We start from the raw sequence: 17,172 nt of genomic DNA on the forward strand, positions 1-17,172 counted from the left end.
TTTGGTAAAAAGCAACCTCAACTAATAATCTTCTGAAAAGTTTTCCGCCTAAATTTTCTTAAAAATGTAATAAACACTCTTTGCCGGGAGTGGTAGTAGGAGGGGAGGGCAATGTGTGTGGAATGGGGTGTAAGGATGATAAAGGACAAATCCAAACCAAAAAGTATTATGTGTGTTTTGAGTATTTCATTACGAGATTTTTAAAATTTCTCTGAAAAGTTTTCTCTCCAAAACGTCCTTTAAATTCAGGAAAAAACGAGGGGTTATGAGCCTAACACTAATGTATAGTCCTTCGTCTGCTGAAAATTTTTAAATATCTCTTCGGATTTTTTCATCAGTAATTCATACTGCTTAGCGCCATGACTGATACGTTTTACTCCCAGCTTTCCCAATGTTTCATAATCCGGTAATTTTGGTGTAGTGAATACATTCAGCGGCAGATCTACTTTCGTTATAAATGATTTAATATCCGTTTCTTTTTCTATCAGCGGTAAAAATATGCCGTCTGCACCAGCTGTTTTGTAGATCAGTGCCCTGGAAACCGATTCGTTAAGGCTGTCTGGATGTTTGGTTGTATACGTATCTATCCGGGCATTTATAAAAATAGCTGTGGTTGCTTTAACGGCTTTAATTTTTGCCGCCAATACTGTCGCATCACCGAGTATACGCTTACCCTCTTTTACAACGCCGTCTTCCAGGTTAATACCGACCACGCCAATATCCGCAAGTTGCTTCACATACTTTGCCACCTGCTTCGGATCGTCCGCATATCCTGCTTCAAAATCGACCGATACGGGCACTTCCGCAACAGCTACGATGTGCTTCACTACAAAAAATAATGCCTCAAAGTTGATCTCTTCTCCATCTTTAAATCCTAAAGAGTTGGCAATGGCATGGCTGGAAGTTCCCAATGCCGTATAGCCGGCTTCCTGTGCTAATTTTGCTGTATGTGCATCCCATACGTTGGCCAATAATAATGGAGTGTTGTTTTGGTGAAGCGCTTTGAAATTACTTACTATGCTCATAATTGTTTTTTTAGGATTAGAATGTTAAGTAATGTACTGAATATAATTGAAGAAAGCCTGTAACTAAGAAAACATTATAATTATATGTAGTTTGAACTATAATGTACTTGCGTTATGTAACTTTGCTTTGGTTAAAAACGAAAGTTGTTACTAAAGTTTCTTGAAAAAAATTATTCTCAAAAGTTTCTTCTACAATGCTAATGGAACACTTTTTACGCGACGGCGTAGGAGGGAAGCGTAATGTGTGTGGAATGGTTTTAAAAGATGTTAATGACAAGTTGACATAAAATTATCATTAGTAAACAAATAATTGATAATTCTTAATTTTTATGTTAAATGGTATAGATGTTGACTTGATAATTGTTTTATAATTAACAGTTTAGAACATGAAATATATTACTTCAACAGACATAAAACATTGGGCAGATACTCTTGAATGCAAAAGCACCTTGCCTTTACTGATTAGAAAATTAATACTTGCTGGAGTAGAAATAGAACATATAAAGAAAATTGAATTTCCTTATGGTGATGATGTTCAAACTGGTGGTTATGATGGTGATTTAGAAACTGAAAAAGGCAATCTGTTTATACCTTTAGGAAATTCAGTTTGGGAGTTTGGAGTAACTGAAAGAAAGAGAGAAAAGGCTGATGATGATTACGAAAAAAGAAAAAAGGATACACTAGGAAAAGTTCCTAAAGACACGACATACGTTAGTGTTACGGCTAAGAAATGGACAAAGACTAAATCATGGTCAGAAGCAAAAGAAAAAGAAGGTTTCTGGGCTAATGTAAGATGTTATGATGCAGTAGATTTGGAACATTGGTTAGAATTAGCTCCTACAGTTGAAATTTGGCTTGCAAAACATTTAGGAAAACCAATTGAAGGTGTCTATTCTGCTGATGATTATTGGAAAGATTGGGCGACAAAAGGAGCAATGAAATTTCCAGCAGGTTTATTGGTTGATTCAAGAGAAGTACAGTTAAAAGTATTACAAGAAAATTTGTTAAGTAAAAAGCCTGTTGTTCATTATATTCAATCAAACACTAAAGAGGGTTCTTTGGCATTTATATTAGCCTCCATAGACAAGTTAGAAGAAAATATTAAAGATAGCATTCAAGCCAAAACTTTAGTCGTTGAAAATAGAAATAGTTTCAACCAATTGATTGAAAACAGACAGCCGTTGATACTTTTGCCAAAGTTTGATGAAGAATATCTTGACATAAACAAAGCTATTACAAATGGTCATACGGTTTTAGTTCCAGTTAGTAATAGTTTTTCATCAGATAAAAACAATCTAATCAAACTTCCAATCTTAAGTAATGAGACATTAGTAGATTGCCTAAATCAAATGGGTATTGATAAAGAAAAATCAAGATTGTTATCTAAAAATTCGGGAAGAAACATATCAGTCTTAAGAAGAAGTTTGGAATTTACATCTAAAAAACCAAGTTGGTTGAATAATCCAAACTACATTAAATTCATACCTTTTTTATTAATTGCCAGATTTAATTCTGCCTCTGAAGAAGATAGAAAAATAATTGAGCAAATTTCAGGTGAAAAATTCTCTGAATATGAGAGATTTTTGAAAGAATTAGAGTTCAGTGACGAAAGCCCAGTTTATAATATAGGCTCAAATTGGAGATTAATTTCGCACTCTGACACATGGATTTATTTAGCAAAATATCTATCTATAGAAGATTTAGAAAAATTTAAAGAAATATGTATTCAGGTATTGACTGAAGAACATCCAAAATACCAACTTTCTTCAGATAAACGCCACATGGCATCTTTATATAATGCGATGCCAAAATATTCTCATGAAATTAAGAAAGGAGTTGCAGAAACTCTTATTATTTTATCTGTTTTAGGAAAAAAATATGGAGTATCAGCAGTTAATGAACCTAGAGTTTTTGTTGATAATATAGTAAATGAGGTATTAAATAATGCCAGCCCTGAATTATATAGGTCTTTAGGATATAATTTAATGCTTTTGGCTGAAGCTTCACCAGAAGTTTTCCTTAATCAAATTCAATCAATAATCGATGATAAGAAAGTAATGTCATTTTTCGAAGAAGAAGGAGGGATAATGGGTTCGTCTAACGATTTACCATATCTATTGTGGTCGTTAGAAAGCATAGCGTGGATACCTCATTTGTTAACGAAAGTTTGCTTGATAATTTGCCAATTAATAGAACTTGCTCCTGAAAAATTACCAACTTTAAATACTCCTTTTAATACATTAAAAAGCATTTTTAAAACGTGGTATCCACAAACTAACGCGTCTTTTGAAGAAAGAAAGCAAATTCTAACTATACTTTCTAGTAAATATCCAATTATCGGTTTTCAACTGTTAAATTCGTTAATATTCAAACGTAATGACCATGCTTCTCCAAATCATAAAATGCAATGGCGATTATTTGAAGAAACGAGTGAAGTATCTCTAACTAATCTTGAGGTATATGAAATGGAGAATTTTGCAACAAATAAAATGATTGAATTAATTGAGAAAAATAATGATATCAATCAAATACTTACACTAATCTCAAAATTTGATTCATTAAGAAAAAATAATATTGATTTATTCCTTGAAAGCCTAAAAAAACTAGATAAATCTAACCAAGAAAACAATGGAAAAATATACAATGCATTTAGAGAAATAATTGGCAGGCATAGGACTCATTCAAAACAAAACTGGGCAATTCCAGAAAAGATACTATCAGAAACTCAAGAAGTTGCCGATTTGTTTAAACCTGAAGATATAATACTTTCGAATGAATATTTATTAAGTCATCATCCCATTCCAATGGAAGGAAGAAATAGTGATTTGGGTTATGATGAACAAAGTAAAGAGCTGAATATAAAACAAAAAGAGTTTGTGGAAAAAGTGTTAACTGATTATTCAATTGAAAAGGTAATTGAATTGGCAGTTAATCTTGAAACACCTGGGTATGTAGGTTATCCATTGGCAAGTATTAAATTGTCAGAAGAAGATGAACATAAAACATTTCAACTTCTAAAATCCCAAAAGAAAGAAGATTTAAGCTTTGTTCAAAGTTTTGTATATGCAATAGAGTCAATAAATGGACAAAAAAAATCTCTTGATATTTTTAAGAAACTTCAGAAAAGTGGCGATTATGACAATGAAAGTTTATCAAGATACCTTTTAGCGTTAAGATTTGACATTAAACTCTGGAAATTCATTGAAGGACTTAAAATTCCGGATATTGAAAAGTACTATTGGGAACATTTTAATGCATTATACATAAGCGATGTTGAGGAAATCAAGTATAGTATTAACAAATTAAAAGAATACAAAAGAACAATTGCTGTATTAAATATTTTAGGGCATATACAAGGTGTAAGCAAACTTGATAGTGATATGATAATGAATACATTGGAAGAATTATCACTAACAGATTATGTGGAGCATTCAAATTTGCATCTTGACCATTACGGTTTAGGTAATGTATTCAATGATTTATTTTCGAGAGGAGAAGAAATTGATGCAGAGAGAATGGCGAAAATTGAATTTACCTATTTGTTTGTTTTTGATTCTACAGGTCATGGAGTGCAACCGAAATATCTTTTTACTGCTATTGCCAAAGACCCAAATTTGTTTATGGAATTAATTAAAAATGTCTATGTTCCAAAGAATCGAGAATTGACCGAAGAGGAAGTTGAAAAAATTAATGACCAAAGTCAGAAAACCTTCATAGAGTATTCATATACTTTATTAAGAAATTTTAATTTAATACCTGGATTAGAACCTGATGGAGGCATTGTTGAAGATGAATTAAATACTTGGATAGATAAAGTAAGGGAATTGGCAGCTGAATGTGATAGATTAGAAGTTACTGACCAAAAAATAGGTGAAATATTAGCTAGATACCCAAATAAGGAGAAAGGTATTTTCTTTCCAGATGAAATTTGTAATACTTTAGAAAGAATTGATAGTAATGATATGTATATAGGATTTAAAATTCAAATAACAAACAGGTTAGGCTTTACCTCAAGGCCATCAGGTGCTGGAGGCGATATTGAAAGGTCTAGAGCTAAACATTTTAATAAACTCGCTGAAGAAAGAAAAATTTCTCATCCTACGGTGTCATCAGTATATCGACAGATAGCAGAAAGATACATTCAAGATGGACAAAGAATGGATGAAGAAGCAATACAAGATAGTTTAAGATAGTTTTTTATGGAAAATAATATTTGTGTGTTTGGATATGGTTCTATAATTTGGGATAATAAGGAAGTTGAGCCTATAAAAATGGTTGATGCTAAATTAATTGGTGCACACAGAAGTTTTAATAAAAAATCAACAGAATCAAGAGGAACTAAAACTAATCCAGGTCTCGTATTAGGTCTTGAATATGGTGGTGAATGCACCGGAAAATTGATTTGGATAAATAAAGAGAACTACCCAAAAGTACTTAAAAGAGAAGGAGGTTATATCCCGATTAATACTTCAAACAATAAGCAGTTAGAAGTTGTAAATGAACAGAATGAAATTTTTGAAAATTGCATTGTGTTTTTTCCAAATCCAAAAGGGCCAAATTTCGTCAAATCAGATGTAGATTTGAATGAAAAAGCGAAAATCATTTTAAATGGAAAAAAGGGATTGAGAAGCGACTCTAAAGAATATTTATCAGAAATTAGAAGCTATCTAAAAGAATATGAGATAGTTGATAATGAAATAGAGAGTCTTTACAAACTTGTATTTTATAATATTATGTAAAATAGAATCTCGATGTTAAACTTGGCCACATAAAATTTTGGTCAAAACAATAGGAGAAAAAAGCGTCCATATTTTAGGCTATACAAATGCAATTATCCAGTGGATGATTGTATTTGCATACAACAATTTACTAAATGTTCGTTTCAAATCGTATTTAGCTAAAAATGTCTGCTAGACATTTTCTTAACGCCAAATAGTCTAAAATATAGCGAATGAGCCGTTAATTGTTTCCAAAATTATATGCAGCCTTAAAAAAAAGATTAATTGAAGTTCTACATATAACAAGTGCATAGAATTTTATTTTTCTTAAAATTTATGCTCTTGTGGCAATCCACGAGAATCTCCTAAAATTTTTTATGACGTACATTTATCGAATACGCGATTTTTAATAAGTGTAAAAAGGTTAGCTTTTATTTTGGCGTTGGCAAGCGATGGATAATTGTGTGTAAAATAAATTGCCTGAGTAATTTGATTTTATAAAACAATCTAGCGGTTGGGCGCGGCAATTTTACATAGCGACTAATTATAGCTTACGAATTTTAATAAACATTCCAGTAAAACGGCTTTGACATAATATCTGCCGATATAGTGCTGCGCCCGATAAACTAATTTGTACTATAATTTATATTATGTAAAATAAAATATTTTTAAACCCTGTCCTACTTTTATGTAATTGGGTGTTTTATTTAAGACTATTATAGATATAGTCAATCAAACTATTCGGATCACTGCTGTGGTTGTCGTCATATTCCGCAGTCAGTGACATGGCTTGTGTTTCTTCCAGGGTTTTCCCGTCGTCTTTGGCTTGTTGTACGCGTTCGCGTATGGTGACGAGCATTTCCCGATACTTTTTAAGTGTACTTTTATCGGTTACTTTTCCGTGACCCGGAATGATCTTAGTATCGTCGTTTACGATAAACAATGCATGGTCAAGTCCTTCAATAACACCATTTATGGAACCTCCTGAGCTTAGATCGATATATGGATACCTTCCGTCGTTAAAAAAGACATCGCCCATGTGTATTGCATTTTCAGAAGGAAAATAAATTAATGCATCCGTATCGGTATGTGCGTCGTGTACGTGCATAATCATAATTTCGGTATTCCTGTCCAGGTGCATCATCATATTATCCGAAAAGGTAATTTGTGGCAGCGCCATATCAGGAGCAGCTTCCTGAACCCTGCCTCCACCTCTGTCTTGCCTGACACTCATACGCTTAAAAACATTGTTATGGGCAACGATCACAGCCCCTTGTTTGGCCATGTTTTCATTTCCACCGGTGTGGTCGCCGTGCCAATGGCTGTTGATCAGGTATTTTACCGGTTCATCGGTTATGGTTTTGATTTTTTCCAATATTTTGGGGGTGAGTTCTGCAAATTGGTCGTCGATCATATAAACACCGTTGTCGGTCACCGCCAATCCGATATTCCCGCCCCGTCCGTACAAGACATACACATGATCTGATATTTTTTCTGAAGTAATGGTGACATCCTGTGCCATAAGGCTGTTCCCTATAATGGTGAAGATGATGATTAGGGATTTTATTGATTTCATGATGTTGATTATTAATTAGTTAGATTAAAGATAGTGAAAATATTGATTCGATGTCAGGTTGAGCGCAGTCGAAACCTATAGATAGTTCTCGATAAGCTTCGCTTAGTATCTTCAATTCAAAATATATTTTGAATCTCGATAATGCTCGAACTGACAATGTCCGGTTTCTACTCGTTCTTAAGGTAGCCGGATTCCCAATGGCTACATTTATCACACTCATTATTTGCACAAACAATTATATACGCTTAATTTCAACTCTGCTAATCAACAATAATTATAACAGAGGGATTTAAAGTGTTTAATATAAATCTAATTCGTATGAAAAAAAATAACTTGGTATTGCTATGCGCCTTTTTTGCCATGGTAACCCTGACTTTCTCTTGTAAAGAGGCTGCTAAAAAAGAAACTTCGGAAAAAGAAATAACCGAAGATCAAATTATAGCCAAGGCTAAAGAAATCCATGCAAACGTTATTACGCTGGATACGCATTGCGATATCAACGTAAACAATTTCACCGATTCTATTAACTACACACAACGACTTGACAGTCAGGTGAATATTCCGAAAATGGAAGAAGGCGGACTCGATGTGGCTTGGCTTATTGTGTATACCGGACAGGATACCCTCACCGCCGAAGGCTATAAAAAGGCCTACAACAACGCGATTTCCAAATTTGAAGCGATTCACAGGCTTTGTGAAGATATTGCTCCCGGGAAAATCGGTTTGGCTTTGAATTCTGAAGATGTGCGCCGTCATCACGTAGCGGGTAAAAAAGTAGCCATGATCGGTATTGAGAACGGCTACCCTATCGGAACCGACATCAGCAATGTAAAGAAATTCTACGATCTTGGCGGACGTTATATGTCACTTGCGCACCAAGGCCACAGTCAGTTATCCGACTCCAACACCGGTGAAAAAGACAGCGTTTGGCTTCACAATGGGTTGAGTGAACTCGGAAAAGAAGTTATTACCGAAATGAACAAATATGGGATGATGATCGATGTTTCCCACCCTTCCAAAGAAGCAATGAGACAGATGATCGAACTGACCAAGGCTCCGGTGATCGCCTCCCACTCCTCTGCCCGTGCGCTATGCAACCACAGCAGGAATCTCGATGACGAACAACTACAATGGCTTAAAGAAAATGGCGGCGTGGTACAAACTGTAGCTTTTGCTTCTTATGTGGACACTGAAAAAGCCGAAGCTTTTAACGCATTGGCGGATAAAATATTAAAGGAAGAAGCTGAAAAGAACAATTTTGCCATTCTAGAATGGGACGATGTAAGAGCGTTGTCTGATGAAGCGAGAGGTGCCTATTATAAGGAATATATGGCATTACGCGATAAAATAAAACCACAAATAGATTCCTTGTCCGAGGCCGGTAATCCCGTAGATGTAAGCGATTTTGTAGATCATATTGATTATATGGTTGAAAAAATCGGGATTGACCACGTGGGAATCAGCTCTGATTTTGACGGTGGCGGCGGTATCTATGGATGGAACGATGCTTCTGAAACCCTGAACGTAACCATAGAATTGGTAAAAAGAGGTTATACCGAAGAAGATATTGAAAAACTGTGGAGCGGTAATCTCCTACGTGTTCTTGATGAAGTGCAGGCCGTTGCTAAAGAAATTAGTTAAAGGTTAGATATAGGCTATTGTATGGTCAAAAAAACTCTCTCCTGTCAGTTCGAGCGCAGTCGAGAACTATCTATAGGTTTCGACTGCGCTCAACCTGACAATCAAGTAAATTTTAATGTATAAACCACAAAAAATGATCAAAATATACCATAATCCACGTTGTAGAAAATCCAGGGAAGGGTTGCAATTGTTGGAAGCATCAGGAAAAGAGTTTGAAATTGTAAAATACCTTGAAGATGTTCCTTCAAAAAAAGAACTTCAGGAAATAATTAACTATTTAGGAATCCACCCTATTGAGCTCATCAGAAAAAATGAAGCAATCTGGAAAGAACAGTATAAAAACAAGGATATGACTGACGATGAGATTGTTGAGGCTATGGTTTCAAATCCAAAATTGATAGAGCGTCCAATCGTAGTAAAAAATAAAGTAGCCGTGATAGGCAGACCGCCCGAAAACATTAAAACAATTTTATGAAAAGTTTAACCTTTTAGGCTTAAACCATCATCTAAATTTGGCGTCTGACTTACATCAAGTAAGAAAAAAAACTACTAATTTTTACATTCACTATGAGATTTAGACGCTACTGCTTTTTTGCAGCTATTTTGTTTTCAACATTTCTATCTGCACAAACTCCAAATGGAAATGTCCCAAAACAAATCAAACTTACCGGTAAGGTTGTAGATGCCGAAACAGCCGAACCCTTGGAATATGCCACCCTGGTATTAGAAAGCATTGACAACCCCAGCCAAGTAACAGGAGGGGTTACTGATGCCAATGGTTATTTTAATGTAGATGCTAAAGCCGGAAACTACAATATTAAGGTTGAATACATATCATACAAAACACATACCCTAAACAATCAAAATCTAACGCAAGACAAAAACTTTGGAGTCATCAGGCTGTCTTTGGATGTTGCCACATTAGATGCTGTAGAAGTTACAGGGGAAAAAACAACAGTGGAAGTTCGCCTTGACAAAAAAGTGTACAACATAGGAAAAGATTTGACTACCAGCGGTGCTTCCGTAAGTGACGCATTGAACAATGTCCCTTCCGTAACTGTTGATGTAGAAGGCGCCATTAGTCTCCGGGGGAATGAAAATGTGCGTATCCTTATCAACGGAAAGCCTTCTGCCATGGCCGGTTTTGGTTCAACAGATGCTTTACGCCAACTCCCAGCCGATGCCATCGAAAAAGTAGAAGTAATCACGAGTCCGTCTGCCCGTTATGATGCAGAGGGAACTGCCGGGATATTAAATATTGTTCTTAAAAAAGAGAAAACGCGAGGTTTTAATGGCTCTGTCAGTTTAAATACAGGCTACCCTATCAGAAGTAGGACGAATGCCAATTTAAACCTTAGGACAGATAAGTTCAACCTCTTTACCACTTTAGGATATTCCTATAGCGAACCGCCAGGAAATGCTTATTTTGACAACCACTACTTCAGTGGAGAATATGACAGGATTATCGAAGACCGGGATATGTTCCGAAAAAACCAAGGGGTGAATGCCAATATCGGTTTGGAATATTTTTTAACCGAAAGATCCTCGATCACAGGTAGTTTCTTCACCCGCTTTTCTGATGAACAAGACGTTACGGAAAATAATACATCTCGATTTGTTGATAATGCACTGAACAGTAGAACCATCCGTAGGGAAACTGAAAATGAAGACGATAAAACCTATCAGGTGTCATTGAACTATACCAATAATTTTAATGAAGACGGACATAAATTAACAGCCGATTTTCAGTATTCGTTTGACGATGAAGCTATTCTTACCGATATTGATGAGAACAGAAATTTTCCAACAGACAGCCTTCTGGCCCTCGAACTGATAGACGAAACAGAAGTACAAAATGAATATTTGATACAAGCCGATTATGTGCTACCCATGGGTGAAGCACAGTTTGAAGCCGGATATCGCGGGAATTTTGAAGAAGAAGTAAACGACTATCAGTTGGACATCTACAATCCGGAAACAGGTGATTTTGAAACTGATACCGGTCTCACCAATGAATTCACCTATACCGAAAATGTCAATGCGTTTTATACGCAATACGGAAATAAACTAGGAAAGAAATTCTCTTTCTTGTTGGGTCTACGCTTGGAGAACACACAAATGAAAGGAAAAGTGGAATCTGAACTGAGTGAATCCGATCTCAGTGAAGAATTGGGTGTTGATTTTGACACCAATTTTGATAAAAATTATCTGGGCCTCTTCCCTACCATCAATTTAGTTTATGAATTGGCTGAAAATGAAAATATCTCTTTGGGGTACAACAGACGTATCAACAGACCAAGGGGATGGTTTATCAACCCCTTCCCTTCCAGATCAAGTAGAACCAATGTTTTTCAAGGGAATCCCGACTTGGATCCAGCCTATGCCGATGCCTATGATATTGGGTATTTAAAAAGATGGGATAAGCTTACATTAACTTCTTCAGTTTACTACCAAAGGGAAACCAATGCTTTTGAGCGTGTTCAGGAAGAAACGGGAGAGCAGACTTCAGATGGAATTAACATCATCAGGTCGCTTCCTATCAACCTGTCAACCAATGAACGTTTTGGTGCCGAGGCAGGTATCATGTACAACCCTTCAAAGTGGTTGCGATTAAACGGAAGTTTTAACTTCTTTAAGTTTGCTACTGAAGGGATTTATAATGAAGTTGATTACGGAGCGGAAAATACGAGTTGGTTTGCGCGTTTTAGTTCTAAAGTAAGTTTACCGGCTAAGGTTGATTGGCAAACCAATGCGTTCTACATGGGACCAAGGGAGAACTCCCAAACCCGATCAGAAGGCATGTTCTCGTTAAATTTAGCAATGAGCAAAGACATTATGAACGACAATGCTACCATATCTTTTAACGTAAGCGATCTGTTGAACAGTAGAAAAAGACAATCGTTTACGGAAACACAGTTCTTTACTTCAGATAGTGAGTTCCAATGGAGACAAAGACAGTTTACCATTTCATTTATGTACCGTTTCAATCAGCAGAAAAATGGGCGTGAACGCGGTGGTAATAGGGAAATGCAAGATGATATGGATGGAGGAGGATTTCAAGGATAGAAATCGAGTAACATAGATACAAAAAAAGAAGCCGTTTTGGCTTCTTTTTTTATTTGTCTTGTTTTGCTTTTTTAGCGGCTCTCTTTTCTTTTATCATTTCAATGATCGATCCTCCGATCCAATAAGGAATAACGAAGGTCAACAAAAAGATCATCAACCAAAATCCTATCGTCAGGATGGTAAGGAATGCTAAAAAACCAAGATACTGATCAAATTCAAACATAGTTTCCGGAAATTTTTCTGAATTCGCTCCAAAGATAAGCACAATTCTTAATTTTTTGCCCATCTAGGCTGAAATAATTTTTTATTCATCTGTGCAATTCTAAATTTTAATCTTATTTAGAGTCCTCCCCTAACCTCTTCTGACACTATATCCCACCCGTTTTGAATCTAAGTCATTTTTTTTGTAAATTGGGATAAGAAACTATATTTAAATTGCTGTAAAACAACTACTTTGTAATGAAATCAATCATTTACTTTATTCCAGTTTTTTTCTGCTTCGGACTGCTGCTCAGTTGCTCTTCTAGTGATGATGGTTTGTCCAATCCCAAAATGGAAATGGAACAAGAAGACGATGAAAACAACAATGATGATTCTCTTCCCCAAGGCGATTTTGTAGCCGACGCCCACCCCACTTCGGGCACTGCTACTGTAAATGCTGATGGCGACACCCTTTATTTTATGGATTTTATGACTGATGACGAGCCAAATTTAGATGTCTATCTAGCAACAGACACCTCCGCTGGCGACTATGTATCGCTCGGTGATTTGCAGGGTATAGAAGGTGATTTTGATTATAACATTCCTTCAAGCGTCGACCTAGACAAGTACAATTATGTGCTTATTTGGTGTGTCGACTTTTCGGTAAATTTCGGCTATGCCGTTTTGGAGTGATTTTTTCGGAAACAACAACAGTTTTCCATAAAAACCAAAGCGCTTTCCCGCTTCAAAAATTACGTTAAAAAACGTACATTTGCTGGACTAAAACACTTCATGAATTATGGATTACAGAATAGAAAAAGACACTATGGGGGAAGTAAAAGTCCCCGCAGATAAATTATGGGGAGCACAAACGGAACGCTCCAGAAATAATTTTAAAATAGGTGCTCCGGCATCCATGCCTTTAGAAGTTGTATACGGATTTGCTTATTTAAAAAAGGCTGCTGCTTATACCAATTGTGAGCTAGGGGTGCTTCCTGCCGAAAAAAGGGATCTTATTGCGCAGGCATGTGATGAAATTTTAGAAGGAAAACACGACGATCAGTTTCCTTTGGTGATATGGCAAACCGGTTCGGGTACGCAAAGCAATATGAACGTCAATGAAGTGGTTGCGAACAGAGCTCATCAGCTGGCCGGGAAAAAGATCGGTGAAGGTGAAAAAACCTTACAACCCAATGATGATGTGAACAAATCGCAATCGTCCAACGACACCTTTCCTACCGGAATGCATATTGCAGCCTACAAAATGGTCGTTGAAAAAACCATTCCCGGGGTTACACAGCTAAGAAACACACTACAAAAGAAATCCGATGAATTTAAAGATGTCGTAAAAATTGGGAGAACACATCTTATGGATGCCACTCCCCTCACCCTCGGACAGGAATTTTCGGGTTATGTTTCCCAATTGGATCACGGATTAAAAGCATTGAATAATACTTTAGATCACCTTTCTGAATTGGCTTTAGGGGGAACCGCTGTCGGTACCGGATTGAACACTCCAAATGGTTATGCCAAACGCGTAGCTGAATTTATCGCTAAGTTTACTGAGCATCCGTTCAAATCGGCTGACAATAAATTTGAAGCCTTGGCGGCACACGATGCTTTTGTGGAAACACACGGGGCTTTAAAACAATTGGCAGTATCGCTCAATAAGATCGCAAACGATATCCGTTTGATGGCTTCAGGGCCCCGAAGTGGTATTGGTGAACTTCTAATTCCGGCCAACGAACCCGGAAGCTCGATCATGCCGGGGAAAGTAAACCCAACACAATGTGAAGCCCTTACCATGGTTTGCGCGCAAGTGATGGGGAATGATGTTGCCATTACCGTTGGCGGCACACAAGGACATTATGAATTGAACGTATTCAAACCCATGATGGCAGCGAATCTTTTGCAATCCGCCCGATTGATCGGTGATGCCTGTGTGAGTTTTGAACAACACTGTGCGAGTGGTATCGAACCTAACCAAAAACGAATTGACGAATTGGTGAATAATTCGCTGATGCTGGTAACCGCACTGAACACCAAGATTGGTTATTACAAAGCTGCAGAGATTGCCAATAAAGCACACCAGGAAGGCACAACCCTTAAAGAAGCTGCTTTGGCCTTAGGATATCTCACCGCTGAAGAGTTTGACGAATGGGTAAAACCGGAAGACATGGTTGGTGGGTTGAAATAATCAACCGATAAGCGTACATAAAAGTTACGTCAGGTCGAGTGCCCTGTGGAATAGGTTGTTTCACGACATTCCACAGGGTGTATCGAGACCCTTTGCAATGCTTCTCGATACATTTTTTTCTTCGCCAAGCTGCGAAAAAAACACTCGAAGTGACGAAAGAGAATACATTTTTTTACTTCGTCATAAATTCGTGAAAAACACTCGAAGTGACGGTTTTATTTAAACTTAAATATGTAAAATGGAACTAACAAACAAAAAAATCATCCTTTTTGACGGGGTTTGCAATTTGTGCAACAATACAGTCACTTTTGTCATAAAACGTGATAAAAAGGATGTGTTTCGTTTTGCTTCGCTACAAAGCGACATCGGACAAAAAATGCTGTCCGATCGCGGGATTGATCCTGAAGTTGTGGATTCCATTGTACTTATCGAACCCGGTGTGGCATATTACACCAAATCCGCCGCTGCTATCGAAATCGCCAGGGAAATAGGTGGTTTTTGGAAGGTTCTCAATGTTTTTAACCATATCCTACCGGAAAGTTTCCGTAACCTTATTTACGATCTTATCGCCAGAAACCGCTATAAATGGTTCGGCAAAAAAGAAAGCTGTATGGTTCCTACGGCTGAGTTGAAAGGGAAGTTTTTGTGAGGTTAGAGGTTAGAGGTTAGAAATGTGTACATCCCTGAATAAGGTTAACCGTGGAATTTTGATTTCAAGTACTAAATAATAATAAAAGTAAAAAATAGCTCCTCCCTTTAGACAAAGGGAGGTGGATTATCCGCCCAAAGCGGATAAGACGGAGGGTTCTGATGAGTCCGTTTTATAAATTGACACACTTTATGAAACGGACTCTTTTTGTACTGGGTTTTAAAAACTTCTAACAGCTCTTACATGATTTTCAAAACCTTTTATTCCAATATCATAAGTGGTTTGCAACCCATCATCTCCATTTCTGAAAGATTGCACCCAAGCTGCTTCATATCCATTAGTTTCATAATTATCTTGATCTTCAAATTCAGTGGAGCTCCAATACCAACCATTGCAACATTCACTTTCGCCATCTTCAAAGTCTCCAAAACCATTAAGGTGTAAGTTGCTGTATATCAAGTCAAGTTCATCTTTACTGGGGAGATACCAATTAGTGTAACCGTCTAAAGTTAGTTCATCACATATTTTAGCGGCATAATCTGATTCATTGCAAATTTTTACAATTTCATTAGTGTTTGATATTCCTGAACCGATTGATGAAAATTCAGCTCCCGAAACATTTGTTCCTTCACAACCCCATATGGCACCAGTGCTTTGGTCAGAAGGAGCAGCTACCATTCCATTTCCATTACTTGTGTCTAAATAAAAGATCAAACCTCCCTGATAAGTTAGTCCATACAGTTCTTCCAACAATGAATTATCGCTTTGATATATTTCAAAGGGTGTTTCCCCACTATCTAGCCTTTCTTGTAAACTTAATTCGTTAACATCGTTCAAATTTATAGTTACCGAAATGTTTTTAAATCTATCTTCAGTTTCTATTCTAACTGTAGCTGTGACCTGAGAATTGTTTTCAAAATCAAATAAACTAGCGTTCATAACAAATAGTTCTCCGGTTGATAGGTTTATTTCCATAGCATCATTTGGATTTTGTTCCTCAATAGAGAAAGACAAAGTCCCTTGATTTACAGTGGCATCAACTATGCCTAATGATTGATTATTCATTGGATTTTCATCTATTTCAGTTGAAAAATTTGAAGCTGTTATGGTTATATCAACTATTTCTTCGTCGCTATTTTCAGTACAAGAGATTACTATGCAAAATAATACTATAAACCTTATTTGTTCCATTTCGTATCTTTTTTTAAGATTCTAAATTCGTATTTTTCAGTCAAACTTTCTCTTATAGATTCAAAATCATAATTGTTTTCTGAACAAACTTGCTTAACAAACTTTTTAGCTTTAGAATATGAACAATGAAAAGTTTCGTGAGAATCTTGCCAATGTCCATCATGTTCATAATCGAGAGAAAAAGCATAGTTGTTTAAAAGTGAATTTGCTCTTGTTTCGATTCGTCCAGCATTTTTACTCTTAAGTGCAAATAGAACTTTCCAATCATTAAATCCAGCATAATTTGTTCTGTTTAATGATTCTGAACGTATTTCTACAGCTTTTGTGAACCCAATTTTAATAACATTTCCTGTCAAAGAACCTGCAATATATGTCACTCCAACAGAGTCGTTTCTTTTCTGAAAGGCCATGTGCGCTGTATTACATTGACAACAATGTCCGCTTCTTGTTCTTAAAGTGTGTCCTGATTTTTTACAAGGTGTTACATTATAAGCTATATATTTATTCAGCTCTTTCATTATTGGACGATACTTCGATTTAGACATCCCTTTTGCATTAAAAACAAACTTAAGATGAACTCTATGTTCGTTAAGAAAGTTAATTTGTTCTTTAGTTAAACCATGCATTTTGTTTCTTTTAAATTACCTACAATTCCATTATATAAGCAAAGTACCATTTAACAATCTTCATTATCAAATATCATCGCTTTTTTGGCATAAACATTCCCCCAAAATAATCAAATTAACTTTAACAACCCTTGCGGAATCCCGTAAAACTTGTATTTATTCCCTTCTAAACTATATTTTTTTCTCTTAAAAGCACAATTATTGTTGTGAAGGGTTGGGGATTTGTTGTGAAGGGTCAGAAGCCTGAAGTTTTAGGATTGGTGTTTTTTAGTTCTGGTTTGG

At 36.3% G+C, this 17,172-nt stretch carries 13 protein-coding genes; 8 read left to right on the top strand and 5 right to left on the bottom strand.

The features are described from left to right. Window positions 1–263 precede the first annotated feature (263 nt). Window positions 264–1,025: an isocitrate lyase/PEP mutase family protein gene (locus OOZ15_RS09300; protein WP_265956088.1), complete on the bottom strand. Its 762-nt coding sequence runs from the start codon at window positions 1,023–1,025 to the stop codon at window positions 264–266. Window positions 1,026–1,411: 386 nt separating this feature from the next. Here OOZ15_RS09300 and OOZ15_RS09305 point away from each other — a divergent pair, with 386 nt between their 5' ends. Both OOZ15_RS09305 and OOZ15_RS09310 read left to right on the top strand, forming a co-directional pair. Then, window positions 1,412–5,218 (top strand): hypothetical protein, encoded by a 3,807-nt coding sequence (locus OOZ15_RS09305; RefSeq protein WP_265956090.1) that lies wholly within the window; start codon window positions 1,412–1,414, stop codon window positions 5,216–5,218. A gap of 6 nt (window positions 5,219–5,224) precedes the next feature. Then, the gene (locus tag OOZ15_RS09310) at window positions 5,225–5,764 is read left to right on the top strand and encodes a gamma-glutamylcyclotransferase (protein WP_265956092.1); all 540 of its coding nucleotides are present in this window, start codon (window positions 5,225–5,227) and stop codon (window positions 5,762–5,764) included. A 682-nt stretch (window positions 5,765–6,446) separates the two neighbouring features. On the opposite strand, the gene OOZ15_RS09315 is transcribed toward OOZ15_RS09310, so the two are convergent. After that, window positions 6,447–7,319 (bottom strand): MBL fold metallo-hydrolase, encoded by an 873-nt coding sequence (locus OOZ15_RS09315; RefSeq protein WP_265956095.1) that lies wholly within the window; start codon window positions 7,317–7,319, stop codon window positions 6,447–6,449. Between the two features lie 318 nt (window positions 7,320–7,637). Here OOZ15_RS09315 and OOZ15_RS09320 point away from each other — a divergent pair, with 318 nt between their 5' ends. The 3 genes from OOZ15_RS09320 (at window position 7,638) to OOZ15_RS09330 (ending at window position 12,026) form a co-directional block, all read left to right on the top strand. After that, a complete protein-coding gene (locus OOZ15_RS09320) occupies window positions 7,638–8,960 on the top strand; it encodes a dipeptidase (RefSeq protein ID WP_265956097.1) in 1,323 nt (440 codons plus the stop codon). Window positions 8,961–9,093: 133 nt separating this feature from the next. Next, complete coding sequence (arsC, locus tag OOZ15_RS09325) at window positions 9,094–9,435, top strand: arsenate reductase (glutaredoxin) (RefSeq protein WP_265956099.1); 342 nt, start codon at window positions 9,094–9,096, stop codon at window positions 9,433–9,435. 92 nt (window positions 9,436–9,527) lie between these two features. Beyond that, window positions 9,528–12,026 (top strand): TonB-dependent receptor, encoded by a 2,499-nt coding sequence (locus OOZ15_RS09330; RefSeq protein WP_265956102.1) that lies wholly within the window; start codon window positions 9,528–9,530, stop codon window positions 12,024–12,026. Between the two features lie 49 nt (window positions 12,027–12,075). Here the strand turns inward: OOZ15_RS09330 and OOZ15_RS09335 are convergent, their stop codons facing one another. Then, window positions 12,076–12,312 carry a hypothetical protein gene (locus tag OOZ15_RS09335; protein WP_265956194.1) on the bottom strand — a complete coding sequence of 79 codons (237 nt, stop codon included), beginning with the start codon at window positions 12,310–12,312 and terminating at the stop codon, window positions 12,076–12,078. 173 nt (window positions 12,313–12,485) lie between these two features. Here OOZ15_RS09335 and OOZ15_RS09340 point away from each other — a divergent pair, with 173 nt between their 5' ends. From OOZ15_RS09340 to OOZ15_RS09350, 3 genes are all read left to right on the top strand, one after another. Further along, window positions 12,486–12,920: a DM13 domain-containing protein gene (locus OOZ15_RS09340; protein WP_265956104.1), complete on the top strand. Its 435-nt coding sequence runs from the start codon at window positions 12,486–12,488 to the stop codon at window positions 12,918–12,920. Window positions 12,921–13,026: 106 nt separating this feature from the next. Continuing rightward, on the top strand, window positions 13,027–14,424 hold the full coding sequence (gene fumC, locus OOZ15_RS09345) for a class II fumarate hydratase (protein ID WP_265956107.1): 1,398 nt from the start codon (window positions 13,027–13,029) through the stop codon (window positions 14,422–14,424). 238 nt (window positions 14,425–14,662) lie between these two features. Then, window positions 14,663–15,073: a thiol-disulfide oxidoreductase DCC family protein gene (locus tag OOZ15_RS09350; RefSeq protein ID WP_265956109.1), complete on the top strand. Its 411-nt coding sequence runs from the start codon at window positions 14,663–14,665 to the stop codon at window positions 15,071–15,073. Window positions 15,074–15,292: 219 nt separating this feature from the next. On the opposite strand, the gene OOZ15_RS09355 is transcribed toward OOZ15_RS09350, so the two are convergent. Together OOZ15_RS09355 and OOZ15_RS09360 are read right to left on the bottom strand one after the other, a co-directional pair. Then, a complete protein-coding gene (locus OOZ15_RS09355; protein WP_265956110.1) occupies window positions 15,293–16,264 on the bottom strand; it encodes an Lcl domain-containing protein in 972 nt (323 codons plus the stop codon). Next, entirely contained in the window at window positions 16,252–16,890 is a 639-nt protein-coding gene (locus OOZ15_RS09360; protein ID WP_265956112.1) for a GIY-YIG nuclease family protein, read from the bottom strand. The genes OOZ15_RS09355 and OOZ15_RS09360 overlap by 13 nt, the downstream gene beginning before the upstream one ends. Window positions 16,891–17,172 lie beyond the last annotated feature (282 nt).

This window comes from Galbibacter kalidii (assembly GCF_026241135.1).
Classification (GTDB): domain Bacteria; phylum Bacteroidota; class Bacteroidia; order Flavobacteriales; family Flavobacteriaceae; genus Galbibacter.

Bases quoted from the DNA above. Each gene is read 5' to 3' on its own strand.
- OOZ15_RS09300 (WP_265956088.1), bottom strand. From the start codon at position 1,025: ATGAGCATAGTAAGTAATTTCAAAGCGCTTCACCAAAACAACACTCCA.
- OOZ15_RS09315 (WP_265956095.1), bottom strand. From the start codon at position 7,319: ATGAAATCAATAAAATCCCTAATCATCATCTTCACCATTATAGGGAAC.
- OOZ15_RS09330 (WP_265956102.1), top strand. From the start codon at position 9,528: ATGAGATTTAGACGCTACTGCTTTTTTGCAGCTATTTTGTTTTCAACA.
- OOZ15_RS09335 (WP_265956194.1), bottom strand. From the start codon at position 12,312: ATGGGCAAAAAATTAAGAATTGTGCTTATCTTTGGAGCGAATTCAGAA.
- OOZ15_RS09310 (WP_265956092.1), top strand. From the start codon at position 5,225: ATGGAAAATAATATTTGTGTGTTTGGATATGGTTCTATAATTTGGGAT.
- OOZ15_RS09355 (WP_265956110.1), bottom strand. From the start codon at position 16,264: ATGGAACAAATAAGGTTTATAGTATTATTTTGCATAGTAATCTCTTGT.
- OOZ15_RS09360 (WP_265956112.1), bottom strand. From the start codon at position 16,890: ATGCATGGTTTAACTAAAGAACAAATTAACTTTCTTAACGAACATAGA.
- OOZ15_RS09340 (WP_265956104.1), top strand. From the start codon at position 12,486: ATGAAATCAATCATTTACTTTATTCCAGTTTTTTTCTGCTTCGGACTG.
- OOZ15_RS09305 (WP_265956090.1), top strand. From the start codon at position 1,412: ATGAAATATATTACTTCAACAGACATAAAACATTGGGCAGATACTCTT.
- OOZ15_RS09350 (WP_265956109.1), top strand. From the start codon at position 14,663: ATGGAACTAACAAACAAAAAAATCATCCTTTTTGACGGGGTTTGCAAT.
- arsC (WP_265956099.1), top strand. From the start codon at position 9,094: ATGATCAAAATATACCATAATCCACGTTGTAGAAAATCCAGGGAAGGG.
- OOZ15_RS09320 (WP_265956097.1), top strand. From the start codon at position 7,638: ATGAAAAAAAATAACTTGGTATTGCTATGCGCCTTTTTTGCCATGGTA.
- fumC (WP_265956107.1), top strand. From the start codon at position 13,027: ATGGATTACAGAATAGAAAAAGACACTATGGGGGAAGTAAAAGTCCCC.